This is a genomic window from Neisseria sp. 23W00296, assembly GCF_044772855.1.
In the GTDB taxonomy this organism is placed as follows: Bacteria; Pseudomonadota; Gammaproteobacteria; order Burkholderiales; family Neisseriaceae; genus Neisseria.
In genome coordinates this window covers 1,610,384-1,634,875 of record NZ_CP173024.1, presented here as the reverse complement: position 1 = coordinate 1,634,875, position 24,492 = coordinate 1,610,384, and the positions used below count along the sequence as shown (strand labels likewise).

Annotated in this window: 22 protein-coding genes; 11 read left to right on the top strand and 11 right to left on the bottom strand. The window is 60.7% G+C overall.

Annotation, left to right across the window (positions count from 1 at the left end; all coding sequences use genetic code 11):
- Nucleotides 1–78: 78 nt before the first annotated feature.
- Nucleotides 79–1,467 carry an argininosuccinate lyase gene (argH, locus tag ACG2K1_RS08205; protein WP_395429171.1) on the bottom strand — a complete coding sequence of 463 codons (1,389 nt, stop codon included), beginning with the start codon at nt 1,465–1,467 and terminating at the stop codon, nt 79–81.
- Nucleotides 1,468–1,612: 145 nt separating this feature from the next.
- Here argH and ACG2K1_RS08200 point away from each other — a divergent pair, with 145 nt between their 5' ends.
- Nucleotides 1,613–2,653 carry a sensor histidine kinase gene (locus tag ACG2K1_RS08200; protein ID WP_009427166.1) on the top strand — a complete coding sequence of 347 codons (1,041 nt, stop codon included), beginning with the start codon at nt 1,613–1,615 and terminating at the stop codon, nt 2,651–2,653.
- 139 nt (nt 2,654–2,792) lie between these two features.
- Here ACG2K1_RS08200 and ACG2K1_RS08195 read toward each other — a convergent pair whose 3' ends face one another.
- Nucleotides 2,793–3,737, bottom strand: a complete 945-nt coding sequence (locus ACG2K1_RS08195) for a bile acid:sodium symporter family protein (protein WP_009427165.1) — start codon at nt 3,735–3,737, stop codon at nt 2,793–2,795.
- A 77-nt stretch (nt 3,738–3,814) separates the two neighbouring features.
- Nucleotides 3,815–4,813, bottom strand: coding sequence for an ADP-glyceromanno-heptose 6-epimerase (gene rfaD, locus ACG2K1_RS08190; protein WP_395429170.1), 999 nt, complete (start codon nt 4,811–4,813; stop codon nt 3,815–3,817).
- A gap of 127 nt (nt 4,814–4,940) precedes the next feature.
- On the opposite strand from rfaD, the gene ACG2K1_RS08185 reads away from it, so the two are divergent.
- The 3 genes from ACG2K1_RS08185 to ACG2K1_RS08175 all read left to right on the top strand — a co-directional run bounded on the left by ACG2K1_RS08185 (nt 4,941) and on the right by ACG2K1_RS08175 (nt 6,761).
- Nucleotides 4,941–5,381 (top strand): pyridoxamine 5'-phosphate oxidase family protein, encoded by a 441-nt coding sequence (locus ACG2K1_RS08185; protein WP_395429169.1) that lies wholly within the window; start codon nt 4,941–4,943, stop codon nt 5,379–5,381.
- 133 nt (nt 5,382–5,514) lie between these two features.
- Complete coding sequence (locus tag ACG2K1_RS08180) at nt 5,515–6,456, top strand: DnaJ C-terminal domain-containing protein (RefSeq protein ID WP_009427162.1); 942 nt, start codon at nt 5,515–5,517, stop codon at nt 6,454–6,456.
- Between the two features lie 20 nt (nt 6,457–6,476).
- Nucleotides 6,477–6,761 carry a chaperone modulator CbpM gene (locus tag ACG2K1_RS08175; protein WP_009427161.1) on the top strand — a complete coding sequence of 95 codons (285 nt, stop codon included), beginning with the start codon at nt 6,477–6,479 and terminating at the stop codon, nt 6,759–6,761.
- Between the two features lie 786 nt (nt 6,762–7,547).
- Here the strand turns inward: ACG2K1_RS08175 and dnaG are convergent.
- Together dnaG and ACG2K1_RS08165 are read right to left on the bottom strand one after the other, a co-directional pair.
- Nucleotides 7,548–9,317 (bottom strand): DNA primase, encoded by a 1,770-nt coding sequence (gene dnaG, locus ACG2K1_RS08170; protein ID WP_395429168.1) that lies wholly within the window; start codon nt 9,315–9,317, stop codon nt 7,548–7,550.
- A 154-nt stretch (nt 9,318–9,471) separates the two neighbouring features.
- Entirely contained in the window at nt 9,472–10,035 is a 564-nt protein-coding gene (locus ACG2K1_RS08165) for a YceI family protein (protein WP_395429167.1), read from the bottom strand.
- Nucleotides 10,036–10,224: 189 nt separating this feature from the next.
- Here ACG2K1_RS08165 and ACG2K1_RS08160 point away from each other — a divergent pair, with 189 nt between their 5' ends.
- From ACG2K1_RS08160 to ACG2K1_RS08140, 5 genes are all read left to right on the top strand, one after another.
- Nucleotides 10,225–10,497, top strand: coding sequence for an accessory factor UbiK family protein (locus ACG2K1_RS08160; RefSeq protein ID WP_009425194.1), 273 nt, complete (start codon nt 10,225–10,227; stop codon nt 10,495–10,497).
- A 141-nt stretch (nt 10,498–10,638) separates the two neighbouring features.
- Nucleotides 10,639–11,658, top strand: a complete 1,020-nt coding sequence (locus ACG2K1_RS08155; protein WP_395429166.1) for an ABC transporter substrate-binding protein — start codon at nt 10,639–10,641, stop codon at nt 11,656–11,658.
- An 83-nt stretch (nt 11,659–11,741) separates the two neighbouring features.
- Complete coding sequence (locus ACG2K1_RS08150) at nt 11,742–12,650, top strand: ABC transporter permease (RefSeq protein ID WP_395429165.1); 909 nt, start codon at nt 11,742–11,744, stop codon at nt 12,648–12,650.
- The gene (locus tag ACG2K1_RS08145) at nt 12,647–13,441 is read left to right on the top strand and encodes an ABC transporter ATP-binding protein (RefSeq protein ID WP_395429164.1); all 795 of its coding nucleotides are present in this window, start codon (nt 12,647–12,649) and stop codon (nt 13,439–13,441) included. Before ACG2K1_RS08150 ends, ACG2K1_RS08145 begins: the two co-directional genes overlap by 4 nt.
- A gap of 453 nt (nt 13,442–13,894) precedes the next feature.
- Nucleotides 13,895–14,959, top strand: coding sequence for a 2,3-butanediol dehydrogenase (locus ACG2K1_RS08140; RefSeq protein ID WP_395429163.1), 1,065 nt, complete (start codon nt 13,895–13,897; stop codon nt 14,957–14,959).
- Nucleotides 14,960–15,250: 291 nt separating this feature from the next.
- On the opposite strand, the gene ACG2K1_RS08135 is transcribed toward ACG2K1_RS08140, so the two are convergent.
- Complete coding sequence (locus tag ACG2K1_RS08135; RefSeq protein WP_198142877.1) at nt 15,251–15,799, bottom strand: FixH family protein; 549 nt, start codon at nt 15,797–15,799, stop codon at nt 15,251–15,253.
- A 2-nt stretch (nt 15,800–15,801) separates the two neighbouring features.
- On the bottom strand, nt 15,802–17,370 hold the full coding sequence (ccoG, locus tag ACG2K1_RS08130; protein WP_009425180.1) for a cytochrome c oxidase accessory protein CcoG: 1,569 nt from the start codon (nt 17,368–17,370) through the stop codon (nt 15,802–15,804).
- A gap of 227 nt (nt 17,371–17,597) precedes the next feature.
- Between ccoG and hemA the strand changes: the two genes are divergently transcribed.
- Nucleotides 17,598–18,857 (top strand): glutamyl-tRNA reductase, encoded by a 1,260-nt coding sequence (gene hemA / locus ACG2K1_RS08125; protein WP_395429162.1) that lies wholly within the window; start codon nt 17,598–17,600, stop codon nt 18,855–18,857.
- 641 nt (nt 18,858–19,498) lie between these two features.
- Here hemA and ACG2K1_RS08120 read toward each other — a convergent pair.
- The 4 genes from ACG2K1_RS08120 to ACG2K1_RS08105 all read right to left on the bottom strand — a co-directional run bounded on the left by ACG2K1_RS08120 (nt 19,499) and on the right by ACG2K1_RS08105 (nt 23,420).
- Nucleotides 19,499–19,774 (bottom strand): hypothetical protein, encoded by a 276-nt coding sequence (locus ACG2K1_RS08120; RefSeq protein ID WP_009426831.1) that lies wholly within the window; start codon nt 19,772–19,774, stop codon nt 19,499–19,501.
- Nucleotides 19,775–19,851: 77 nt separating this feature from the next.
- Nucleotides 19,852–20,370 (bottom strand): gluconokinase, encoded by a 519-nt coding sequence (locus tag ACG2K1_RS08115; protein WP_395429161.1) that lies wholly within the window; start codon nt 20,368–20,370, stop codon nt 19,852–19,854.
- Between the two features lie 9 nt (nt 20,371–20,379).
- Nucleotides 20,380–21,765 carry a GntP family permease gene (locus ACG2K1_RS08110; RefSeq protein WP_395429160.1) on the bottom strand — a complete coding sequence of 462 codons (1,386 nt, stop codon included), beginning with the start codon at nt 21,763–21,765 and terminating at the stop codon, nt 20,380–20,382.
- Nucleotides 21,766–22,010: 245 nt separating this feature from the next.
- A complete protein-coding gene (locus ACG2K1_RS08105; protein WP_395429159.1) occupies nt 22,011–23,420 on the bottom strand; it encodes a hypothetical protein in 1,410 nt (469 codons plus the stop codon).
- A 144-nt stretch (nt 23,421–23,564) separates the two neighbouring features.
- On the opposite strand from ACG2K1_RS08105, the gene prmB reads away from it, so the two are divergent.
- Nucleotides 23,565–24,464, top strand: coding sequence for a 50S ribosomal protein L3 N(5)-glutamine methyltransferase (gene prmB / locus ACG2K1_RS08100; RefSeq protein WP_395429158.1), 900 nt, complete (start codon nt 23,565–23,567; stop codon nt 24,462–24,464).
- Nucleotides 24,465–24,492: the final 28 nt, after the last annotated feature.

Below are 24,492 nucleotides of genomic sequence, written 5' to 3'. Positions count from 1 at the left end.
TAAGCCGCGCGGCGGGCAACCGCTATTTTCGCAATGTTTTCAGACGGCCTCTGCACAGCGGGGGGAAATCCGCCTTTTTCAGACGGCCTTTTCCAGCAGCCTGCGCCAGCGTTCGGCTTGGAAACGCACCTGTTCGGGCGCGGTGCCGCCCAGATGGTTGCGTGCGGCGAGGCTGCCTTCGGGCGTGAGCACTTGGTACACGTCGTCTGAAATCAGGCTGCTGAAACCCTGCAATACTTCCAGCGGCAATTCGCTCAAATCTACGCCGCTTTGGTCGGCATGGCGCACGGCTTGGGCAACGACTTCGTGGCTGTCGCGGAAAGGCATGCCTTTTTTCACCAGATAATCGGCCAGGTCGGTGGCGGTGGCAAAGCCCTGCATCACGGCCGCGCGCATGTTTTCCGGTTTCGCCGTTACGCCGCGCATCATGTCGGCGTAAATCCGCAAGGTGCCGATAAGTGTGTCAACCGTGTCAAACAGCGGCTCTTTGTCTTCCTGATTGTCTTTGTTGTAGGCCAGAGGCTGCGATTTCATCAGCGTAATCAGTCCGATAAGGTGGCCGATGACGCGGCCGGATTTGCCGCGCACAAGTTCGGGTACGTCGGGATTTTTCTTTTGCGGCATGATGGACGAGCCGGTGCAGAAGCGGTCGGCAATGTCGATAAACCCGAAGCGCGGACTCATCCACAAAATCAACTCTTCCGACAGGCGGCTCAAGTGCACCATCACCAGCGAGGCGGCGGCGGTGAACTCAATGGCGAAATCGCGGTCTGATACAGCATCGAGGGAATTTTGGCAGATTTGCTCAAAGCCCAAGATTTCGGCGGTAATCTCACGCCGAATCGGATAGGTTGTGCCCGCCAGCGCGGCCGCGCCCAAGGGCATACGGTTGACGCGGCCTCGGCAGTCGGCCATGCGCTCGTCGTCGCGGCCGAGCATTTCCACATAGGCCAGCATATGGTGGCCGAAGCTCACGGGTTGGGCGACTTGCAGGTGGGTGAAACCGGGCATCACGGTATCGGCGTGTTGCTCGGCCAGCTCGATTAAGGCCGTCTGAAGGTCGCGTATCAGGCTGCGGATGATGCTGATTTGGTCGCGCAGCCACAGGCGGATGTCGGTAGCGACTTGGTCGTTGCGGCTGCGGCCGGTGTGCAGGCGTTTGCCCGCGTCGCCGATTTTGTCGGTGAGGCGGCGTTCGATGTTCATGTGCACGTCTTCCAAATCGAGCGACCAGGCCATTTTGCCCGCTGCGATTTCGGCCAGGATTTCTGTCATGCCCTGTCGTATGGCGGCGGCGTCTTCGTCCGACAACACGCCCGCCTGCCGCAGCATTTCGGCGTGCGCCAGCGAGCCTTGGATGTCCCATTCGGCCAAACGTTTGTCGAAATCAATCGAGCCGGTGTATTTTTTCACCAGCTCGGACACGGGTTCGTTGAATCTTCCCGACCATGTTTTGTTGCTGTTCATCAAATATTTCCTTGAAGGTTGGAGCCCCGCCGTTTGGCGGCGGGGGAGCCTGACTTTATCCGAATCGGGGCACTTTTAATATATGGCTCTGCATGTCGAAACATATATAATGCGCGGATTTTGTCAGTCGAATTACTATTAAGAAATGCACATTATACGTCAAATAAACGCGTGGTTTGCGGTTCCCGATATGCGCAATTTGGGCACGGCCGTGCGGATTTTCTTTTTTTGCGCCGCAGGTGTGCTGCTGCTGCCGCTGATTTCCGGCAGCGGTGCGCCCTATGGGATGCTGGTGTGGCAGCACGCCGCCTGGCTCGTGCCGCTGGTGGCGGCCAACGCCGTTACCGGTTATTTCACCGACCGCTATCTCGTCCGCCATCCGCAGGGTGCGGTGCTCAACCTGCTGTTTTGCCTGGTGCAGCTTTTCGTCGTCGATTTCGTCATATTGGGTGAGCGCACCCATTTCGTTCAGCATTTGGTTATCTACACCGTCGGCGTGCTCTTTGCCATGTATTTCGAGGCCAACCGCCTGCGCGCCCTGTCGCCCGCCGTTTCCGAAGCACGGCTCACCGCGCTCACCGCCCGCATCCGCCCGCATTTTCTCTTTAACAGCCTCAACGCCGCCATCAGCCTCATCCGCCTGCGTCCGTATGACGCGGAAACCCTGCTGGAAAACCTCGCCAACCTGTTCCGCGCCCAGCTGCGCGAGGGCAACCAGTTCAGCACGCTGGGACAGGAAATCGAATGGGCGCAGGAATACATCGCCATCGAACAAATCCGCATGGGGCCGCACCGCGTGCAGGTCGAGTGGCTGCACGAAGCGCCCGACGATGCGGAAACGCCGCAACTGCTGTTGCAGCCGCTGCTGGAAAACGCCGTTTTCCACGGCGTGGAAACCACCGCCCGTCCCGGCAATATTGTGGTGAAAACCGCTTTGCAGGGACACTGGCTGTATATCCGCATCGAAAATCCCTACACGCCGCACGAAAACATGGAAAACACGCAAAAGGCGCACCGCGGCAATTCGATGGCGCTGAAAAATTTGCAGGAGCGTCTGGACATCATGTACGACAATGACGCCGAGCTGAAACTGTCGGCGCTGGACGACATCGGCATCTACCGCGTCGACATCCGCCTGCCCTACCGCAAACAGGATAACGACTACGGCGCATTGTTCGGTGCGTAGTGCGGTATGCGGTTTGAGGCCGTCTGAAAGGACAAACGTGCTTTCAGACGGCCTCTGTCGTTGTGCCGAATGCGTGCCGGCAAAATTAAGGCCGTCTGAAAAACCTGTTTGGGTTTTTCAGACGGCCTTTTGCCGTGTTTTATTTCTTACCGGCGGCGCGGTCGGCTTTGGCTGCCCAGTAGGATGCCAGCAGCGAGCCGGAGACGTTGTGCCACACGCTGAAAATCGCGCCGGGCACGGCGGCGACGGGGTCGAAGTATTTGAGCGCCAGTGTGGCGGCGAGGCCGGAATTTTGCATGCCGACTTCGATGGACAGGGTTTTCTGTTCGTCATAGGGCAGGCCGCAGAGTTTGGCGGCGAAGAAGCCGAGGAGGTAGCCGATGCAGTTGTGCAGCACGACCACGCCGAAAATCAGCAGGCCGGCTTCGGCAATTTTGTCTTTGCTGACGGCAACGACGCCGCCGAGAATCAGCGCCACGGCCAATACCGACACCAGCGGCAGCACGTCGGCCGCGGCCTGTGTCTGCCGGTGCAGGAAGGTGTTGGCCAACACGCCCAGCACGATGGGCAGCAGCACGATTTCCAAAATGGACACCAGCATGGCGGCGGCGGAGATGTCGAGCCACTGGTGTGCCAGCAGGTAGAAAACGGCGGGCGTCAGCACAGGGGCGAGCAGGGTGGAGACGGAGGTGACGGCAACGGAAAGGGCGACGTTGCCGCGGGCGAGGAAGGTCATGACGTTGGACGCGGTGCCGCCCGGGCAGGCGCCGACGAGGATGACGCCGGCGGCAATCTGCGGCGGCAGGCCGAGGGCTTTGGCCAGTACGAAGGCGGTGAGCGGCATAATGACAAACTGCGCGGCAACGCCGACCAGCACGGATTTGGGATGGCGGCCGAGGATTTTGAAGTCGGACGGGCTGAGGGTCAGCCCCATGCCGAACATGACGATGCCCAGCAGCCACGGGATAAGGGGTTTCACCCATTGGAAGAGTTCGGGCTGCGCGTAGGCGGCAAGGGCGGTGAGCGCCGCCCACAGGGCGAAGGTTTTGCCGAAAAAGTCGCTGAATGCTTTGAGTTTGTCCATGTTGTGTCTCATGTGTGTGTCGGAAAAAAAGAGGCCGTCTGAAAAGGGTTTAAACCTCTTTTCAGACGGCCTCAGGTTCAGTGTTCGCGCAGCCAGTCGACGTAGCGCTCCACGCCCTGTTCGACGGTGAGGAAGTCTTGCGCGTAGCCCGCGTCGCGCAGGCGGGCGATGTCGGCTTGGGTGAAGCTTTGGTATTTGCCTTTGAGCGCGTCGGGAAATTCGGTGTAGCGGATCAGACCCTGCGCCACCAGTTCGGCCAGGCCGAGTTTTTCCTTGCCTTCGGCGGCGCGGCAGGCGTTGACGGTGGCGGCGGCCAGCTCGTTGAAGCTCTGGCTGCGGCCGGTGCCGAGGTTGAAAATGCCGGATTGTTCGGGGTGGTCGAGGAAGAACAGGTTAACGTTTACCACGTCTTCGACGTTGACGAAGTCGCGGCTCTGTTCGCCGCTGCCGTAGCCGTCGTAGCTGCCGAAGAGTTCGACGTAGCCGCGTTCGCGGTATTGGTGGAAATGATGGAAGGCGACGGAAGCCATGCGGCCTTTGTGCTGCTCGCGCGCGCCGTAGACGTTGAAGTAGCGGAAGCCCGCCACCTGCGCGCTGAGCCCTTCGGCGATGCGGCGGCGCACGACTTGGTCGAAGAGGAATTTGGAATAGCCGTATACATTCAGCGGCTCTTCGTGTTCGCGCTCTTCGCGGAAGGTTTCGCCCTTGCCGTACACGGCCGCGCTGGATGCGTAAAGAAACGGGATGCGCTCGTCCTGACACCAGTCCAGCAGATCGAGGGTGTACTGGTAGTTGTTGTCCATCATATAGCGGCCGTCGTGGTTCATGGTGTCGGAACACGCGCCTTCGTGGAACACGGCTTCGATGTCGGAGAAGGGGAAAATATGGTCGCGCACCTGGCGGATGAATTCGTTTTTGTCGAGGTAATGGGCGATGTCGCAGTCGGCAAGGTTTTTGAATTTTTGGCCGTTTGACAGATTGTCCACGGCGACAATATCCGTGATGCCGCGCGCGTTGAGCCCTTTGACGATGTTGCTGCCGATAAAGCCGGCCGCGCCGGTGACGATAATGGTCATAAGAAGAGTCCTTTTAGAGGCCGTCTGAAAGGGCGGCATTGTAAACCAAAGCGGCCTTTCGGTTAAAATGCCGTCCGTTTCAGGCCGTCTGAAAACGTATTGGAAACAGATTGAGAAAGGAAAAACCGTGCAGAGCATGCCCGAAAACACCGCCGCCTTCTTCCGCGCCAACCGCGTCGTCAGCATTGCCGCGGCAGCAGAGGGCGAAATTTGGAGCGCCTGCTGCTTCTACGCCTTCGACGAAGCCGCCGCCCGCCTGATCGTCCTCACCTCGCGCAACAGCCGTCACGGCCGCCTGATGTCGGCCTCGCCGCAGGTGGCCGCCACCATCGCCGGACAGCCCGAAGGCTTCCGCCAAATCAGCGGCATCCAGCTCTCCGCCCGCGCCCTGCGGCTCGAAGGCGAAGCGCGCAAAAACGCGCTGGCGCTCTACACGGAAACACACCCGCTGGCCAAAGCCATGGCGCTGAAAACCGACGTTTGGCAGCTCGAACTCGACAGCGTGAAATACACCGACAACAAACTCGTCTTCGCCCAGAAAACCCTGTGGCAGCGTGAAGAGGCGTAAAATTTAGGCCGTCTGAAAGCAAAACACCCGTTTCAGACGGCCTGCCGTTTTTCCCCGCCGCCGCGCCTTGAATCCCGGTGCCCCGCCCCCATCATGGCAGCCGAATTGAAACCAAATTACAGAGGACATCCGTATGGCAGAAAAAAGCTACTACGAAATACTCGGCGTCGACAAAACCGCCGACGCCGACACCATCAAAAAAGCCTACCGCAAACTCGTGCGCAAATACCATCCCGACGTCAGCAAAGAACCCGACGCCGCCGGGCGCACCGCCGAAATCAACCGCGCCTACGAAACCCTGTCCGACACCGAAAAACGCGCCGCCTACGACGAAGAACAGGCCAACCCCTACGGACGCGCGGGCGGCAGCTCCTTCGGCCAGGGCTTTGATGCAAACGGTTTCGCCGACGGCGGCTTCCGCTACGAATACCGCGGCGGCGAACCCTTCGGCGCGGGCGACTTCAACTTCGAAGACCTCTTCTCCGCCTTCGGCAGCCGCGCACAAAGCCGCCCCGAAGGCCCCGAAAAAGGGCAGGACCAGCACGCCGAACTCGCCGTCGACATCTACGCCGCCTACACCGGCGCCGAGCGCACCCTCACCCTCAACGTCCCCTCCGCCGACGAATACGGCCGCCCCGTCTACCGCGAAAAAACCCTCAACGTCAAAATCCCGCAGGGCATCAGCGAAGGCCAGCAGATACGCCTTGCCGGACAAGGCCTGCCCGGCCGCAACGGCGGCGCCGACGGCGACCTCTACCTCAAAATCAAATTCCACGAGCGCCCCGATCTCTACGTCAAAAACCGCAAAGACGTCTACCAAACCATCGACGTCAAACCCTGGGAAGCCGTGCTCGGCGGCAAAATCATCGTCCCCACCGCCGGCGGCCGCCTGCAAGTCAGCCTGCCCGCCGACAGCCAAAGCGGCAAAACCATCCGCCTCAAAGGCAAAGGCATCCCCGCCAAAGAAGCGGGCGACCTATACCTCACCATCCGCATCACCGTACCCAAAGCCGAAAGCGAAGCCGACCGCCGCGCCTGGGAGCAGCTTGCCGCCCACTTCGGCCACCCAGCCTGACACCGCAAAGGACAAACACCATGCAAACCGACATCACCCTCAGCTTTGAAGAAATCGTCCGCATCGGACAATGCCGCCGCGAATGGCTGCTCGAACTGATAGAAGAAGACATCATCAGCATCGAAGGCCGTCCCGAACAGGCGCAGTTCAGCGGCTTCCAACTCGCCCGTGTCCGCCGCGCCGCCCGCATCAGCCGCGACTTCGACGCCGGCATTCCCGCCCTCGGCCTCATCATGCGCCTGCTCGACGAAGTGGAAGAGCTGCGCAAACCCCGGCCGCAAGCCGACGCCGCCGAAACCGTATAAACCGCAAACCGCCGCCGCAACGGCAAAGAGGCCGTCTGAAAAAACCTGCGAAGCAGGTTTTTTCAGACGGCCTCACCCCTTTCAGACGGCCTCAACGCTTTCAGATCCAATCGGGCTGTAGGGTGTGTTGCGCAGCAACGCACGCGGTTTTTTGCGGCTTTAGACGGCCTCAGGGACGTAATCCACGAATGATGCGTGCGTCGCCTTGGGGGGCGACACTCCCTACCTATGAGCCGCGCCGCACTTGTTTTCAGACGGCCGCAAAGGCCGTTTCCGCCTGCGCGGGAATGACGTTTCTGAAAACGTGTTCCCTATCCGCCTGTACCCCGTTGGGGCATAAACGGGGCAGACTGGGGGGTCCCGCCGCTGCGGCCACTTTTGCAGAAACGGCACAAAAGCAGTTCTGCGAACCGCCACCCCCTCCCCAGCCCTCCCCCGCGCTTTGGCGCAGGGGAGGGAGTTTGGTGCGCGGCGGGATTGGCGGTTTCAGAAACGTCATTCACGCGAAGGCGGGAACGGCCTTTCGGATTTTGGTTTGACAGAAACTGTGTTTAACTTCGTCGGAGTTTCCCTTTCAGACGGCCTCTTGAATTTTCGGCTGTCGCGCAGCCGTCCTGCTCCCTCCCCTGCGCCCAAAGCGCGGGGGAGGGCTGGGGAGGGGGTGGCGGTTCGCAGAACCGCTTGTCTGCCGCCGCATCGATGCCGTTCAAATCACCCCCGCCCATCCTGTAAGCAGGAGAAGGAACAGGTTTCAGAAACGTCATTCCCGCGCAGGCGGGAACGGTTTCACCTCTCAGCCAGCAGTTTCAGCAGCAGTTGTTTTTCCGCCGCATCCAGTCCTTCGGCGGCGGCTTTGCGTTTTAGGGTGTCGATTTGGGCGGTTTTGAAGGCTTTGGCGAGTTTGTCCATGCCTTCGGCGAAGGCGGCTTCGTCTTCTTCGCCCGCGCCGTCTCCGTCGGCGCCGCCGTTGCGGTAGATGCCGCGCAGGATCTGTTCGCCGGTGCTGCCGCGGAAGTGTTCCCAAATCTGCGCGTGGGCGGGCAGGGCGGGGCTGCTGCGGATGAAGTCGGCGATGTTGGCGAGGCAGGCGGCGTCGCCGTCGAGGACGAAATATTCGGGCAGGCGGACATGGACGACCCAGGCGGGGTTGGCCATCAGGCTGCGGATAAGCTGCTGTGTCAGCGTGAGTATCTGCGGACGGCCGGACATGGCGGGCGGCGGCAGCTTGTAGCTTTTGGCTTTGACGTGCCGCTTGGGTGCTTCCTGGCCGAGCAGGTGGGCGAGGTTGGCGGGATCGATGCCGACCAGTTCGCTCAATGTCTGTTTCAACAAAAACGCGAGCGCAGGCGCGGTAATCTGCGCCAGAAGCGGCGAGGCGGTTTTCACCAATTCGGCCTTGCCTTCTTGGGTGTTGAGGTTGAGGCCGTCTGAAAGCGCGTGCCAGAAGTATTCCGACAGCGGTTTGCTTTGGTGTATCAGCGCGTCTTCAAACTGCGCTTTGCCGTAGGCGCGGATGTAGCTGTCGGGGTCGTGTTCTTCGGGCAGGAAGAGAAAATGCAGCGCTTTGCCGTCTTTGAGCTGGGGCAGGGCGTTTTCCAGCGCGCGCCATGCGGCTTTGCGTCCGGCCGCGTCGCCGTCGAAGCAGAAATAAATGCTGTCGGCCTGACGCATCAGGATTTTGACATGTTCGGCGGTGGTGGCCGTACCCAGCGCGGCCACGCCGTAGCCGATGCCGAACTGCGCCAGCGCGACCACGTCCATATAGCCTTCGACCACCAAAATCCGCCCCGCTTCTTTGACGGCGGCGCGGCCTTCGTAGAGGCCGTAGAGGTTTTTGCCTTTGTCAAACAGCGGCGTGTCGGGCGAGTTGAGATATTTGGGTTTGGAGTCGTCGAGCACGCGCCCGCCGAAGCCGATAACCTGGCCGCGTGCGTCGCGGATGGGGAACATGATGCGGTGGCGGAAGCGGTCGTAATGGCGGCCTTGCTCTTCGTTGTGGATGACCATGCCGCTTTCGACCAGCGCGGTGTTGGGGTAGGGCTGGAACACTTGTGCGAGCGGCGTCCAGCCGTCGGGCGCGTAGCCCAAGCCGTAGCGGGCGGTGATTTCCGCACTCAGGCCGCGCGTGTCGAGATATTGTTGCGCGGCGGCGTGCAGCTTGAGTTGTCCGGCGTAAAAATCGGCGGCGGCGGCGGTGGTTTCTTCCAGCGTCTGCTGCTTTTTTTTGCGCTCAGCGCGGATTTCGGGATTGTCGCTTTGCCCGCGCACACGCGGCACAACCATGCCCGCGCGGTCGGCCAGATACTGCACCGCTTCGGGAAACGACAGCCCCTGATGCTCCATGATGAAGCCGATGGCCGAGCCGTGCGCGCCACAGCTGAAGCAGTGGTAAAACTGTTTGCTGGGGCTCACGGAAAACGACGGCGTTTTTTCTTTGTGAAACGGGCAGCAGGCCATGTAGTTTGCGCCGCCTTTTTTCAGCGGCACCTGTTCGTCGATGATGTCGACGATGTCGATTTTGGCCAAAAGCTCGTCGATGAAGTCGGATGGAATCATAGTGTGGTGGGGAAGGGGGAGATTCAGACGGCCTTCGGGCGCGCAAAAAAGCAGGCCGTCTGAAAAACAAGGCCGCGGATTTTAACACGCCTCCCCGTTTTGGCTGCGCCGAAGCGGCGCTTTCAGACGGCCTGCCGTTTTGCGTTCAAACGGCCTATTTCTTCACCGCCTCGATCTGAATCGCCAGCTTCACATTTTTCGTCATGCCGGCGGATACCAGATAATCCATGCCCCACTGTGTGCGGTCGATCAGCGCGGTGAAATCGCCGCCGCACACTTCGGCCTTTTTCATCGGATTGACATAGCAGTTGAATTTGGTTGCTTTGAGCGTTACCGGATGGGTTTTGCCCAGCATGGTGAGTTTGCCCTGCACGGCGGCGACTTTTTTGCCGTTGAAGACGAATTTGTCCGACACGAAACGCATTTCCGGATATTTTTCCGCGTTAAACAGGTCGGCCGATTTCAGATGTTTGGTGAACGCCGTGCTGCTCGATTGCAGGTTGGCGAGCGGCATCACGGCTTCCACCGAGCCGGTTTTTTTTGCCGCATCAAACGTTACCTTGCCGCTGACTTCGTACACGCCGCCGACATTGCTGCTGGTGCTGAAATGGTCGATTTCGAAACGGGCGTTGGTGTGGAAGGGGTCGATTTCGTATTGCGCGGCACAAGCTGCGGCGGCCGCGGCGGCCAATACGGAAACAAACAGGATTTTTTTCATCGTTTTCTCCTTGAGAACGGGTGTTAAAGGGAAACCGATTGTAGCAAGTTTCGGCGGCAGCGGACGTTTCCCGTCAGGAAAAACAGCCTTTTTGCAAAAGAAACGCCGCCGTGCCGCAACTTTTCAGACGGCCTCTTTCCCGCTACAATCGCCCGCCTTACCATCGTTCAGCCATTAAAGGAAGCAGCCATGTTCGGTTCGAAAATCCTCGAAGAAGTCTCCGCCAAAATCAGCGCCACCATCGCCGAAAGCCCGGCCAAAGACGTGGAAAAAAACGTCAAAGCCATGCTCGGCAGCGCGTTCAACAAAATGGATCTGGTGACGCGCGAAGAGTTCGACATCCAGCAGCAGGTGCTGATCAAAACCCGCACAAAACTGGCCGAACTGGAAGCGCGTCTGGCCAAGCTGGAAGCGCCGCAGGAAAATGCGGCGCAAGCGGAAGAGGGCGCGGAGGCCGTCTGAAAGCGGAGTGTCAACGAAGTATCAAACAGGCCGTCTGAAAACGCCGATTTGCGTTTTCAGACGGCCTTATGCCGCGCTGACAAAAACTTACAAAAAAACGCTATAATCGCGCCTTTTCACACGCATGGAATCCCCGTCGTCATGACCGCCAAAGCCGCCTTCCTGTCCGCCATCCCCGCCGCGCTTGTCGCCGCCGTACTGGCCGCCTGCTCGCCCGCCGAACAAAATGCTTCTCCTGCCGACGGTGCGTCTGAGCCTGCGGCGGCAGATACGAAAAAAATCTCCATCACCGCCATCGCCGACCATCCCGCCCTCGACACCATCCGCGCCGGCGTGATCGACGGTCTGAAAAGCGAAGGCTTCGAAGAAGGCAAAAACCTCACCGTCGACTTCCAAAGTGCGCAGGGCAGCACCGCCAATGCCGCGCAGATTGCGAAAAAATTCGCCGGCGACCAGCCCGACGCCATCGTCGCCATCACCACCCCCAGCGCGCAGGCCGCAGCAGCAGCCACCAAAACCGTTCCCGTCATTTTCACCGCCGTCACCGACCCCGTTGCCGCCAAACTCATCGCCAACTTCGAGCCTTCGGGCGGCAACATCGTCGGCGTGTCCGACGAATTGCCCGTCGGCCCGCAAATCGACCTGATGAAACAGCTCGTGCCCAATCTGAAAACCATCGGTTACGTTTACAGCCCCGGCGAAGTCAACTCCGTCACCGTGCTCGAACGCCTGAAAGCCAAAGCGGCCGAACAGGGTCTGCAAGTGGCCGAAGCGCCCGCCGCCCGCTCTGCCGACGTGCTCACCGCCGCCCGCAGCCTGGGCGGCAAGGCCGACGTGATTTTCACCTCGCTCGACAACAACGTCGTCTCCGCCTACGAATCCATGTACAAAGCCTCCGTCGAAATGAAAATCCCGCTGGTGGCCTCCGACGCCGATTCCGTCACACGCGGCGCCGTCGCGGCTCTCGGCATGGACTCCTTCGGCACGGGACAGCAGGCGGGCAGACTCGCCGCCGCCGTGCTCAAAGGCAAAAAACCGGGCGAACTGCCCTCGGAAAAACTCGACAGCCTCGAACTCTACCTCAGCAAAAAACACGCCGCCGCGCTGGGCATCGCCCTGCCCGAAGCGCTGCTGAAAACGGCAAAAGAAGTGAAAGAATAAGCGCCACGCGTTTTCAGACGGCCTCAGGTACACATGAGGCCGTCTGAAAACATCGAGCGCAAGCGCGAAAGAACCGACAAACCATGAGCCTGATAGCCTTCTTCGGCGGTATCGAGACCGGCCTGATTTACGCCCTGGTCGCCCTCGGCGTGCTGATTTCGTTCAGCATCCTCGACTTCCCCGACCTCACCGCCGACAGCAGCTTCCCGCTGGGCGCCATCGTGTTCGCCGTGTCCGTCGGCGCGGGCGTCAACCCCTGGATTGCCTGCCTTTTCGCCGCCTTCGCGGGCGCGGCGGCGGGCGCGGCCACCGCCTGGCTGCACGTCGGCCTGAAAATCCTGCCGCTGCTCGCGGGCATCTTGGTGATGGTGGCGCTTTATTCTGTCAACCTGCGTATCGCCGGCGGCTCGCCCAACCTGCCGCTTATCGACAGCCCCAGCGTCTTCTCCCCCTTTGTCGCCGCCGATTTTTCCAACCAATATTGGGTGCAGCCCCTCGTCGCCGCCGCTTTCGTACTGGCGGCCAAGCTGCTGCTCGACTGGTTTTTCAACACCAAAACCGGTCTCGCCGTGCGCGCCACCGGCGTCAACGAACGCATGGCGCGCGCCCAAGGCGTCAACACCGGCAAAATGATCATCCTCGGCATGGCGCTCTCCAACGCCCTCGTCGCCCTCGGCGGCGCCCTGTTCGCGCAAACCAGCGGCAGCGCCGACATCACCGGCGGCATCGGCACCATCGTTATCGGCCTGGCCGCCGTTATCATCGGCCAAAACCTACTGCCCGCCAAACGCATCGTCTTCGTCACCCTCGCCGCCGTGATCGGCGCCGTCGTCTACCGCCTGCTCATCGCCTTTGCCCTGGGCAACGACGCCCTGCAAAACCTCGGCGTGCGCCCCACCGACCTCAACCTCATCACCGCCCTCCTGGTTGTTGCCGCCCTGCAAATCCCCGCGCTCAAAGGCCGTCTGAAAAAAAGGAAACCCGCCCCATGATGTGCGCCGACAACCTCAAAGTCACCTTCAACGCCGGCACGCCGATGGCCAATCCCGCCATGCGCGGCATGAGCCTGCACATCCGCGAAGGCGAGTTCGTCACCGTTATCGGCAGCAACGGCGCGGGCAAATCCACCCTGCTCAACGCCGTCAGCGGCGACATCGCCGTCGACAGCGGCAGCATCGCCATCGACGGCCGCGACGTCACCCGCGAGCCTGCCCACAAACGCGCCCACTTTGTAGCCCGCGTCTTCCAAGACCCGATCGCCGGCACCTGCGAAGCCCTCAGCATCGAAGAAAACATGGCGCTGGCCTACGCGCGCGGCAGCAGGCGCGGCCTCGGTTTCGCCCTCAACCGGCAAAACCGCGAACTCTTCCGCGAAAAACTCGCCATGCTCAAACTCGGTCTGGAAAACCGCCTCACCGACCGCATCGGCCTGCTCTCCGGCGGCCAGCGCCAGGCCGTCAGCCTGCTGATGGCCAGCCTGCGCCCGAGCAAAATCCTGCTGCTTGACGAACACACCGCCGCCCTCGACCCGAAAACCGCCGCCTTCGTGCTCGAACTCACAGAAAAAATCATCGCCGAAAACCGCCTCACTGCCATGATGGTCACCCACTCCATGCGCCAGGCGCTCGATTACGGAAGCCGCACCGTCATGCTGCACCGGGGCAGGGTGGTGCTGGACGTCGGCGGCAGCGAACGCGCGGGCATGGACGTTGCCGACCTGCTTGCCCTGTTCGAGCAGACGCGCGGCGAACAGATCGCCGACGACAGCCTGCTGCTCGACTGATACCGCCAAAGGCCGTCTGAAAAACGCCGCTTCGACAGAAGCGGCGTTTTTCAGACGGCCACAACATTCAGACGGCCACAACATTCAGACGGCCACAACATTCAGACGGCCACAACATTCAGACGGCCACAACATTCAGACGGCCACAACATTCAGACGGCCACAACATTCAGACGGCCACAACATTCAGACGGCCACAACATTCAGACGGCCTCAACTTTTCAGATACCGCAGTTCGGTCGGCTGCATTCGGCCGCTGCATCTGCACGGCCGTTTTGCAAAAAAATCTTTCGTGCCGCCGCTCTCTCCAAAGCACGGCGGCGGGAGTAGAATGCTGCCGAAACAAACGTTTCACTGCCGGTTCGGGCTGTCCGGCAGACCTCCCGCCCCGCGGCCGCGCCTGCCCGCACAACCTGCCCGGTTTTCTTCCTACCTCAAATAAGGAGCAGACTCATGAAAGCAGCACGTTTCTACGACAAAGGCGACATCCGCATCGAAGACATCCCCGAACCCACCGTCGCCCCCGGCACGGTCGGCATCAATGTGGCCTGGTGCGGCATCTGCGGCACCGACCTGCACGAATTTATGGAAGGCCCGATCTTCATTCCGCCCTGCGGCCACCCGCACCCGATTTCCGGCGAATCGGCGCCGGTAACGATGGGACACGAATTTTCCGGCGTGGTGTATGCCGTCGGCGAAGGCGTGGACGACATCAAAGTCGGCCAGCACGTTGTGGTCGAACCTTACATCGTGCGCGATGACGTGCCGACCGGCCCGGGCAGCAACTACCATCTTTCCAAAGACATGAACTTCATCGGCTTGGGTGGTTGCGGCGGCGGCTTGTCCGAAAAAATCGCCGTCAAACGCCGCTGGGTGCATCCGATTTCCGACAAAATTCCGCTTGACCAAGCCGCATTGATCGAACCGCTGTCCGTCGGCCACCACGCCTATGTGCGAAGCGGCGCGAAAGCGGGCGACACGGCACTGGTGGGCGGCGCGGGTCCGATTGGTCTGCTGCTGGCGGCGGTTCTGAAAGCCAAAGGCTTGAAAGTCATCATCACCGAATTGAGCAAAGCGCGCAAAGACAAAGCCCGCGAAGCCGGTGTGGCCGACCACATTCTCGACCCGTCGGAAGTGGACGTAGTGGAAGAAGTGAAGAAACTCACCAACGGCGAAGGCGTGGACGTGGCCTTCGAGTGCACCAGCGTCAACAAAGTGATGGACACGCTGATTGAAGCCTGCAAACCCACCGCCAAAATGGTGATTGTGTCGATTTGGAGCCATCCGGCCACCATCAACGTGCACAGCGTGGTGATGAAGGAATTGGACGTGCGCGGCACCATCGCCTACTGCAACGACCATCAGGAAACCATCAAATTGGTGGAAGAAGGCAAAATCAATCTCGAACCTTTCATCACCCAGCGCATCAAACTCGACGAGCTGGTTTCGGAAGGCTTCGAGCGGCTGATTCACAATAACGAATCGGCGGTGAAGATTATCGTCAATCCGAATCTGTAAGCCGTTTAATTTGAATGCAGAAAGGCCGTCTGAAATATTTTCAGACGGCCTTTTATAGTCAGGCAGGGTTTGGAAACCCGACATTTTCCATGCTGTTAAAACTTTGTCCGGTCTCGCTCCAAGCCGCCGATGTGTTCCGTCATTCCCGCGCAGGCGGGAATCTTGTCTGAGCCGCAACACACGGTAGTGAAACCATGCGTCCGTAACCGGTAAAAGATTCCCGCCTGCGCGGGAATGACGGCGGTTTAAGCTTTCAGACGGCCTCTTGCCGCAATGCCGAATGTCAATCCCCTAGCGCTGCTGCGCCGCGTTGGCGAGGTTTTTCACCGGGGCGAGGCTGACCGAGCCGCCCTGGCCGGTAATCCATTTGTTTTCCACGCGCCAGATGCGGGCGGTGTCTTCGAGGCGGACGTACCAGTGTTGGGTGGGAGGCAGGGTGGCGAAGCGTCCGGTAAATTCGGTTTTGTCGCCCGAGGGCGGGGCGGCGGATTTTTGCAGGACGATGCTTTGGTCGAATTCTTTTTTCGCCGGATGCATCAGGGTCAGTTTGACGGGCACGCTGTTTTCGAAGCGGCCGGAAAGGTAGACGCGCACGGCGCTGCCGTCGGGGCTGATGAGCACTTGGGCGTTGATGCCGCGTTCGATGGCGGCGGTGTCGCGCTTGATGTCGAGGTCGATGTGTTTGCCGTCTTTGTAGTAGTCGTCGCTGACGAGGTCGGAGCTGTTGCTGGCGGCCAGCCAGAGGGTGACGAAGGCGGCAACGACGACGATGGCGGGGCCGGACATCAGCAGCCACGGCCAGGGTTCTTTGTACCAGGGTTTAGGGGTTTGCCCGTTCACGGTCATTCTCCGATGAAGTTGGATTTTTCGGTGATGGTGTGGCCTTCGGCGCTGCCTTCTTCGCGGTAGGTGAAGGTGAATTCGATGGAGTGGCTGCCTTTGTCGGCGTATTCGGGGATGGTGGAAACCTGCACGGGGATGGTGAGGGTTTCGCGTCCGCCGACTTTGACGCCGCCTTCGGGCAGGCCGGTGAGGGCGATGTCGTCGAAACCGGCGACGGCGGCGGTGACGGTCTGCTCTTTTTCGCTGTTGTTGATGATGCGCAGGTTGTAGGCGTTTTCCAGCCAGCCTTTGCTGTTTTCGCGCACCATCACGCCCCTGTCTTTAATGATGTCGACGCGCAGGGTCTGGCGGGTGGCCACGCCGACGAGGAAGGCGGTAACGACCACGGCCAGGACGGCGCCGTAGCCGATAACGCGCGGGCGCAGCAGTTGTTTTTTGATGTCGCCGTCGCCGTATTTGTGTTCGAGGACATTTTCGGTGGTGTAGCGGATAAGGCCGCGCGGATAGCCCATTTTGTCCATGATGTCGTCGCAGGCGTCGATGCAGGCGGCGCAGCCGATGCATTCGTATTGCAGGCCGTCGCGGATGTCGATGCCGACGGGGCAGACCTGCACGCACATGGTGCAGTTGATGCAGTCGCCCAAATCGGTTTCGTCGCGGCCGACGTTTTTCTTGCGTGCGCCGCGCGGCTCGCCGCGTTCGGTGTCGTAGGAGATGATGAGGGTGTCGGGGTCGAACATTGCGCTTTGGAAGCGGGCGTAGGGACACATGTGTTTGCACACCTGTTCGCGCATCTGGTGGGCGAAGAGCCAGGTGACGAAGCCGTAGAAGGCGGCGGCAAAGAGGGCGCCGCCGCCCGCCTGTCCGTTAAAGAGGGCGGGCACGAAGTCGCGGATGGGGGTGAACCAGCCGGCGAAGGTGATGCCCGTCCAGGCGCAGACGGCGAAAATCAGCAGGTATTTGGTGAGCTTGATGCGGATTTTGCGCGCGTTCCACGGTTCTTTGTCGAGTTTCAGGCGCTTGTTGCGGTCTCCTTCGACGAAGTGGTCTATCCACAGCATGATTTCGGTGTACACGGTTTGCGGGCAGGCGTAGCCGCACCACAGGCGTCCGGCCACGGTTGTCCACCAAAACAGGCCGAAGGCGCAGATAATCAGCAGCAGGGCGAGGTAAATCAGGTCGGCCATGCCGAAGGAGAGGTTGAAGATGAAGAAGTGGCGGTTGGGAATGTCGAACAGCACGGCCTGCCGCCCTGACCAGTTGAACCACGGGATGCAGTAGAACACAAACTGGGTGGCAAGGATGGCTGCGATGCGCAGCTTGGCAAAACGGCCTTCGGCCTTTTTCGGATGGATGCGCTTGCCGGATTCGTAGAGCTTGATCACCTGCTCTTTGGGCTTGCCTGCCGCTTTGGTTTTTGCGGCGGGTTTGGCTTTCGCGTCGGCTGCGTCATTGATTTTGATGGCGGGTTTGGCTTTGGTTTCGCCCGACGGAGCGGCGGCGGTTTCGGGGCTTGAACCGCCTTCCGGTTCGGGATTGGCGGCATCGTTTTTCTGCTGTTCGGCCATGGCGGTGTTCCTTTGGTTTGCGGTTTGTTTATAACTTGAAATTATAGGCTTATGGCGGCTCTGGATTATACGCCCTTATCCTGCGGGCGGTTTTGCGCAGAGAGGCCGTTTATGGCCTTCATACACTATTTCAATCCCGCCGTTTCTGCGGCTTCATATTGCATTTTCATGAATAAAGGCCGTCTGAATTTGCTATAATACGCCGTTTTTTCATTCCGCCTCCCGCCATGCAGCTGACCGTTATCGGACTGAACCACCAAACCGCGCCGCTGGGCATCCGCGAGAAACTGGCGTTTTCCGCCGATGCGCTGCCCGAAGCGCTTGCCGGTCTGACCGACAGCGGCGCCGCGCGCGAAGCCGTCATTCTCTCCACCTGCAACCGCACCGAACTCTACTGCGTCGGCGATGCCGAAGCCGTCACCGGCTGGCTGGCCGCAGAGCGCGCCCTCAGCCCCGAAGAAATCCGCCCCTATCTCTACACCTACGGTTGCAGCGACACCGTCCGCCACGCCTTCCGCGTTGCCTGCGGTCTCGACAGCATGGTGCTGGGCGAGCCGCAAATTCTCGGCCAGCTCAAAGACGCCGTGCAGACCGCGCAGGAGCAAAATGCCCTCGGCAGCTGGCTCAACGCCCTGTTTCAAAAAACCTTCTCCGTCGCCAAAGAAATCCGCAGCGGCACGGCCGTGGGCGAGCAGTCCGTTTCCATGGCCGCCGCCTCGGTGAAAATGGCCGCCCAAATATTCCCCGACGTGGGCAAACTCAACGTCCTCTTTATCGGCGCGGGCGAAATGATAGAACTCGTCGCCACCTACTTCGCCGCCGAAAACCCGCGCCTGATGACCGTTGCCAACCGCACCCTTGCGCGCGCCGAAGAATTGTGCGGCAAACTCGGCATCCACGCCGAACCCTGCCTTTTGGCCGACATCCCCGCCATCCTCCACCGCTACGACGTCGTTATCTCCTCCACCGCCAGCCCCCTGCCCGTCGTCGGCAAAGGCATGGTCGAAAACGCCCTCAAACTGCGCAACCAAATGCCCGTCTTCATGCTCGATCTGGCCGTGCCGCGCGACATCGAAGCCCAAATTGCCGAACTCGACGACATCTACCTCTACACCGTCGACGACATGGCCGGAGTCGTACAGAGCGGCCGCGAAGCGCGGCAGAAAGCGGCAGCGCAGGCCGAAGCCATGGTGGGGCAGAAAGTTGCCGAATTTCTCGAATGGCAGAGAAGCCGCGAAAACGTCCCCCTGATCCGCGCCCTGCGCGACGAAGGCGAACGCGCCCGCCGCCACGTTCTCGAAAACGCCATGAAGCAGCTCGCCAAAGGCGCCTCGCCCGAAGAAGTGCTCGAACGCCTCTCCGTCCAGCTCACCAACAAACTCCTGCACTCGCCCACCCACACCCTGTCCAAAGGCGGCGGCGACAGCGGCCTCGTCGATGCCGTGGCGCAGATTTACCACCTGACCCACCCCGAACGCAAAAGCTGAACCCGCGCCGCCACAAGGCCGTCTGAAAAACGCCGCTTCGACAGAAGCGGCGTTTTTCAGACGGCCACCGTTTTTCAGACGGCCACCGTTTTTCAGACGGCCACCGTTTTTCAGACGGCCACCGTTTTTCAGACGGCCACCGTTTTTCAGACGGCCACCGTTTTTCAGACGGCCACCGTTTTTCAGACGGCCACCGTTTTTCAGACGGCCACCGTTTTTCAGACGGCCACCGTTTTTCAGACGGCCACCGTTTTTCAGACGGCCACCGTTTTTCAGACGGCCACCGTTTTTCAGACGGCCACCGTTTTTCAGACGGCCACCGTTTTTCAGACGGCCACCGTTTTTCAGACGGCCACCGTTTTTCAGACGGCCACCGTTTTTCAGACGGCCACCGTTTTGCTTTCAGGCCGTTTGCCCCTTTGCCGCCGCTACCTGATTCCCTCCCCCGCCCGCGCGGGGGAGGGCTAGGGTGGGGACTTGCGCCGCTGCGGCAACTTTTGCGGGAACTGCGGCAGTAAAAGCATTTCTGCGAAATGCCACCCCCTCCCCAACCCTCCCCCGCGTGAGCGCAGGGGAGGGGGCGAAGCGGCACATGGCGGCGGGTTTCGGGCTGTTTTTACAGTTTCAGCCGCCGCCGTTTTTCAGACGGCCTTTCCGTCTGCGTCAGCTTCGGACAGGTCTTGAACAAACAGCAGGATGTTTTCTTTGCTGACGCGGGGCAGGACGACGAGGTTGCCGATGCGGATATAGGGGTTGCCGCTTTCGGCTTCGATGTCCTGCCGCAGGCGCGCCGGATCGTAAAAGGTGAAACGGGTTTCGCGGCCGTTGATGATGAGTGGAAAATCGGACAAAACGCCTTTGGCTTCGGCTTCGAGCTGTGCCAGTTCGTCGAACCGGTCGGGGAAGGGGGTGTTCACGGGCGGACTCCTGATAAAAGGCCGTCTGAAAGCCGTTTGTGCCACGGTTTTTCAGACGGCCTTTTTTGTGTGCGGCGTCAGACGAGGTTTTCGCGGCCGAGCCAGTCGGCGATGGCGGCTGCGGCTTCGGCGGGTGTGCCGCCGTTGACGATTTTGACGCCGTATTCGTCTGCCGAGAGCTCTTCGAGTATTTCCAGTTGCGAATCGAGCATGCCCGCTTTCATGTAGTGGCCTTTGCGCGCGGTCATGCGGCGCAGGTTGACATCGTGCGGCGGGGCGAGGTGGATGAAGGCGACGCGGCCTTCGGCGCCGCGCAGGATGTCGCGGTAGATTTGTTTGAGGGCGGAGCAGGTGACGACGGAGTAGGCCGCGTCCGCCTGCGCCTGTGCGTCCATCCAGCCGCGCAGGCTTTCGAGCCAGGGGGCGCGGTCGGCGTCGGTCAGCGGGATGCCTGCGCCCATTTTGTCGCGGTTGGCCTGGGTGTGGAAGTCGTCGCCTTCGGCGTAGGGGCAGCCTCGGAGCTGTTTTTGCAGAGCTTGGGCGGCGGTGGTTTTGCCGCTGCCGCACACGCCCATGATGACAAAGTGTACCGTCATGTCTGCTCCTTAAAACACGGCGAAGGCGGCTGCGGACAGGGCGAAGCCGATGGCGGCGATCAGGGTTTGGTTGACCGTCCAGGTTTTCAGGGTGGTGGGCACGTCCATGTCGAGCAGTTTGCCGACCAGCCAGAAGCCCGAGTCGTTGAAGTGGCTGCATCCGACCGATCCTGCGGCGGTGGCGAGGACGACGCAGGCAAGCTGCCAGTCGTTAAAGCCTGCGGCGGCCACGGCGGGCGCCATCAGGGCGGCGGCGGTGGTGAGGGCGACGGTGGCCGAGCCTTGGGCGATACGCAGGGCAAGGGCGACGAGGAAGCAGCCGAGCAAAACGGGGATGCCGAGGTCGGCCATGCTGTCGGCCAGCGCTTTGCCGATGCCCGAGGCGCGCAATACGCCGCCGAACATGCCGCCCGCGCCGGTGATGAGGATAACGGAGCAGACGGGGCCGAGTGCGCCATCTATGGTTTTTTCCAGAGCCGAAGCCTGTTCGCCGCGTTTGCGGCCGAGCACGATCATGGCGGCCAGCACGGAAATCAGCAGGGCGACGGGGGTCGAACCGATCATTTGCAGCATCTGTACCCAGGTTTCGTCCGCATCAACCGCTTTTTTGCTGATGAGGGTGGCCAAGCCGGTGTTGAGGAAAATCAGCACCATGGGAATCAGCAGGATGCCGATAACGGTGGACGCGGGGGCGGGGGTTTTGGGTTGGTCGTTGTCCTGCGCGCCGCCGCTGAGAAAGTCTGGCACGGGCACATGGATGGTGCGGCCGAGCAATTTGCCCAGCAGGTAGCCGCTGAAATACCAGGAAATGACGGCGACAGGCAGGCCGACCATCAGCACCTGTCCGATGTTCGCGCCGTAAAACTCGGCGGCGGCAATCGGGCCGGGGTGCGGCGGCAGGAAGACGTGCATCACGGAGAACGCGCCGATGGAGGCCATGGCGTAGGGCAGCACTTCGGCTTTCATGCGCCGCGCGGTGGCGAAAACGATGGGCAGCATTACCATCAGCCCGGCGTCGAAGAAAATGGGGAAACCGAAAATCAGCGAGGCGACGCCCAGCGCGAAGGGCGCGCGTTTTTCGCCGAAGGCGCGCACCAGCGCGTCGGCCAGCGACTGCGCGCCGCCCGAGGTTTCCACCAGCCGCCCGAGCATCGCGCCCAGGCCGACCAGCAGGGCGACGCCGCCGAGCGTGCCGCCGAAGTTTTTCACCAGCACGTCGTTGACGATGTGGTTGACCGGCAAACCGGTGGCCAGCGCGGTGAGCAGGCTGACGATAATCAGGGTCAGCAGGGCGTGGATGCGGAATTTGACGATGAGCAGCAAAATCAGCAATACCGCGCCCGCGGCAATGCCCAGGAGCGTGCCTGCTCCCAGTGTTTGCGACCAGTTTTCCATTGTGAAGCTACCTTTTTTAAGTGATTGGATAGGATGTTGGAGAAAGGGTTTGAAAATAATATTGCCGGAATTTTCGCAACGATAACACAAAGCGGCGCAAATTGAAGCAAAAGCGGCACGATGTTTGCACATCGGACGGGTTGGCTACGGCCGCCGCATCAGTGGTGCCGCGTTTGGAAGGCCATCTGAAAGTGCGGTTTCGGCTGTGTCGAATCTGCGCTTTCAGACGGCCTTTACAGCCCGGTTCAGCGTTTGGTGCAGCCGGCGGATTGTTTGTGTTTTTTCGTGTAAGTGGCGCACGGGGAGGCGGGATAGGCATTTCCTGCTCCGGTGTCGGCGCTGTTGCCGTGGCGGCTCTTACGCCGTTCGGCGAGTGCGTCGGCATATTCTTTCATGCTGACGGTTTGCGCGGGATCGGGGCGGAAGGTGAATTTCGGTTTGCCGAAGTTGTACATTCTGCGAGTCATGTCGATATTGAAGGCGTTTTCTTTGCCGTTGATCTGCGTGTAGCGGCGATGTCCGACAAAGCGGCCTTTGCTATCGAGATAGATGTCGACCTGCCAGATCATGTCTTCGACCGGCGCCATCCTGCCGTATTTGTCTTTGAGACGGCGGTAGCGTTCGACTTCGGAGCGCACGGACTCGCTGTCGGTATCGGCATCTTCCGGTAGCATCCAGCCTTCGGCAAAGATGCGGTTCAGCTGCGCGGCCTGTTCGTGCACGGCTTTGTAGCCTTCGGCGGAAATGCCCGTTTCGGGGGCTTCTTTTTCCAAACGGGTAAGTTCGGCGGAGAAGTGTTTGTAGAGGTTGGCGGTGTAGGCGTTGACAAAGGCTTTGTCTTCGCGATAGCCGATGCGGTAGGCAGCGCCGATGCTGCGGCCGTAGGCGTCGAGCGGCAGGGCGGTGTAGGTGCCTTCGGGCATATCGGCGTAGCTGCGGTAGGCGGCGGCGAACAGGGCTTTGGCCGCCGATTTGACGGGCAGTTTCGCCCATTCGTTTGTGTCGTCGATGTCTTGCAGCGTGAAGCGCATCGGCAGGGTTTGCAGGCGCTTGGCGGTTTTTTCGCCAACCGTTAGCGACATGGCGGCAGCAACCGATTCGGGCAGCTCGACAATGGCCGACATGTCTTTTGTGTCCAGCAGCACGGGCATGCGGATGTTCAGGCTTTCGTTGCGGCCTTTGACGGCGATTTCGGGCACGATTTCGATTTTCCCCGCCGCCATGTCCACCGCGCCTTCGGCTTTCAGACGGCTTTTGTCGAAATAGGAATGGGCGGCGGGCGAGGCGGCCAGCGGGTCGGTGATTTGGGAGATGGCGCGGTAGGCCAGGCCGCCCGGTTGGAGGTTGGCCGCTTCGGCCATGACGACCCAAACGCGCTCGTCTTCGGGCACTTTGCCGTCGGCAAGCAGTTTTTCCAGTGTTTCCCGCTTTTTGGCCGTGTCTTCGGTGATTTTTTGCGCCGTTTTGGGGGCAAGTCCGTCTTTTTGGCCGGTGAGCGACACGCGCGCTTCGGCGGAAAAATTGTAGCTGTAGTCTTTCGACAGGCTGCGCTCCATGGAATACTCTACCATTTCCTGCGGCGTTTTGCCGCCGGTGCTGCTGCATCCGCTCAGGCCGAGGGCGGCCAGCGCGGCGGCGAGAAACAGGGGTTTCATCGGTTTTCCTTTAAACAATCAAACAAAATTTTACGGATTATGCAAAATGTAAAGCCCCTTGTCCAGCGGCGGGCTGAGGCCGTCTGAAACCCGCCGCGGCGGCCTTGCGGTATAATCCGCGCCTTTTTTAACGCGAGGCCAACCATGTTCACCCAAGCCGCCGAACACCTTTTCACCGTGCGCGACCTGCTGCGTTTCGCCGTCAGCCGCTTTAACGAAGCGGGGCTTTTTTTCGGCCACGGTAGTGACAACGCCCACGACGAGGCCGCCTATCTGATTCTGCACACGCTCAATCTGCCGCTGGACGTGCTCGAACCCTATCTCGATGCGCGTCTGACGCCGTCTGAAAAAGAGGAGCTCCTCGGCCTGATGGAACGGCGCGTGAAAGAGCGTCTGCCCGTGTCCTATCTGACGCACCACGCGCGGCAGGGCGATTTTGATTTTTACGTCGACGAGCGCGTGATTGTGCCGCGCTCCTTTATTGCCGAATTGTTGGGCGAGCCGCTGCGGCTGTGGATCGAATACGACGAACTCGTCCACAACGTGCTCGATTTGTGTACCGGCAGCGGCTGTCTGGCCGTTCAGGCGGCCTTCCATTATCCCGACGCCGTGGTCGACGCCGCCGACATCAGCCTCGACGCGCTGGAAGTGGCCGCCGTCAATGTGGAAGACTACGGCCTCGAAGAGCGCGTCAACCTGATACACACCGACCTGTTCGAGGGCTTGGACGGCACATACGACCTGATTGTCTCCAACCCGCCCTACGTCGACGCCGAATCCGTCGCCGAACTGCCGCCCGAATACCTGCACGAGCCGGAACTTTCGCTCGGCAGCGGCGAAGACGGCCTCGACGCCACGCGGCAAATCCTGCTGCACGCCGCCAAATTCCTCAACCCGCACGGCGTGCTGCTGGTGGAAATCGGCCACAACCGCGCCGAACTCGAAGCCGCCTATCCCGAGCTGCCCTTCACCTGGCTGGAAACGAGTGGCGGCGACGGCTTCGTCTTCCTGCTTACCCGCGAACAGCTTTTGGGCGGGTACTAGGGTCTGTTGACAATCAGCCTTGCGGCGG

What these genes read in the sequence shown, in the direction of transcription:
- argH (WP_395429171.1), bottom strand. Translation starts at nt 1,467, where the DNA reads ATGAACAGCAACAAAACATGGTCGGGAAGATTCAACGAACCCGTGTCC.
- ACG2K1_RS08200 (WP_009427166.1), top strand. Translation starts at nt 1,613, where the DNA reads ATGCACATTATACGTCAAATAAACGCGTGGTTTGCGGTTCCCGATATG.
- ACG2K1_RS08195 (WP_009427165.1), bottom strand. Translation starts at nt 3,737, where the DNA reads ATGGACAAACTCAAAGCATTCAGCGACTTTTTCGGCAAAACCTTCGCC.
- rfaD (WP_395429170.1), bottom strand. Translation starts at nt 4,813, where the DNA reads ATGACCATTATCGTCACCGGCGCGGCCGGCTTTATCGGCAGCAACATC.
- ACG2K1_RS08180 (WP_009427162.1), top strand. Translation starts at nt 5,515, where the DNA reads ATGGCAGAAAAAAGCTACTACGAAATACTCGGCGTCGACAAAACCGCC.
- ACG2K1_RS08175 (WP_009427161.1), top strand. Translation starts at nt 6,477, where the DNA reads ATGCAAACCGACATCACCCTCAGCTTTGAAGAAATCGTCCGCATCGGA.
- dnaG (WP_395429168.1), bottom strand. Translation starts at nt 9,317, where the DNA reads ATGATTCCATCCGACTTCATCGACGAGCTTTTGGCCAAAATCGACATC.
- ACG2K1_RS08165 (WP_395429167.1), bottom strand. Translation starts at nt 10,035, where the DNA reads ATGAAAAAAATCCTGTTTGTTTCCGTATTGGCCGCCGCGGCCGCCGCA.
- ACG2K1_RS08160 (WP_009425194.1), top strand. Translation starts at nt 10,225, where the DNA reads ATGTTCGGTTCGAAAATCCTCGAAGAAGTCTCCGCCAAAATCAGCGCC.
- ACG2K1_RS08155 (WP_395429166.1), top strand. Translation starts at nt 10,639, where the DNA reads ATGACCGCCAAAGCCGCCTTCCTGTCCGCCATCCCCGCCGCGCTTGTC.
- ACG2K1_RS08150 (WP_395429165.1), top strand. Translation starts at nt 11,742, where the DNA reads ATGAGCCTGATAGCCTTCTTCGGCGGTATCGAGACCGGCCTGATTTAC.
- ACG2K1_RS08145 (WP_395429164.1), top strand. Translation starts at nt 12,647, where the DNA reads ATGATGTGCGCCGACAACCTCAAAGTCACCTTCAACGCCGGCACGCCG.
- ACG2K1_RS08140 (WP_395429163.1), top strand. Translation starts at nt 13,895, where the DNA reads ATGAAAGCAGCACGTTTCTACGACAAAGGCGACATCCGCATCGAAGAC.
- ccoG (WP_009425180.1), bottom strand. Translation starts at nt 17,370, where the DNA reads ATGGCCGAACAGCAGAAAAACGATGCCGCCAATCCCGAACCGGAAGGC.
- hemA (WP_395429162.1), top strand. Translation starts at nt 17,598, where the DNA reads ATGCAGCTGACCGTTATCGGACTGAACCACCAAACCGCGCCGCTGGGC.
- ACG2K1_RS08115 (WP_395429161.1), bottom strand. Translation starts at nt 20,370, where the DNA reads ATGACGGTACACTTTGTCATCATGGGCGTGTGCGGCAGCGGCAAAACC.
- ACG2K1_RS08110 (WP_395429160.1), bottom strand. Translation starts at nt 21,765, where the DNA reads ATGGAAAACTGGTCGCAAACACTGGGAGCAGGCACGCTCCTGGGCATT.
- ACG2K1_RS08105 (WP_395429159.1), bottom strand. Translation starts at nt 23,420, where the DNA reads ATGAAACCCCTGTTTCTCGCCGCCGCGCTGGCCGCCCTCGGCCTGAGC.
- prmB (WP_395429158.1), top strand. Translation starts at nt 23,565, where the DNA reads ATGTTCACCCAAGCCGCCGAACACCTTTTCACCGTGCGCGACCTGCTG.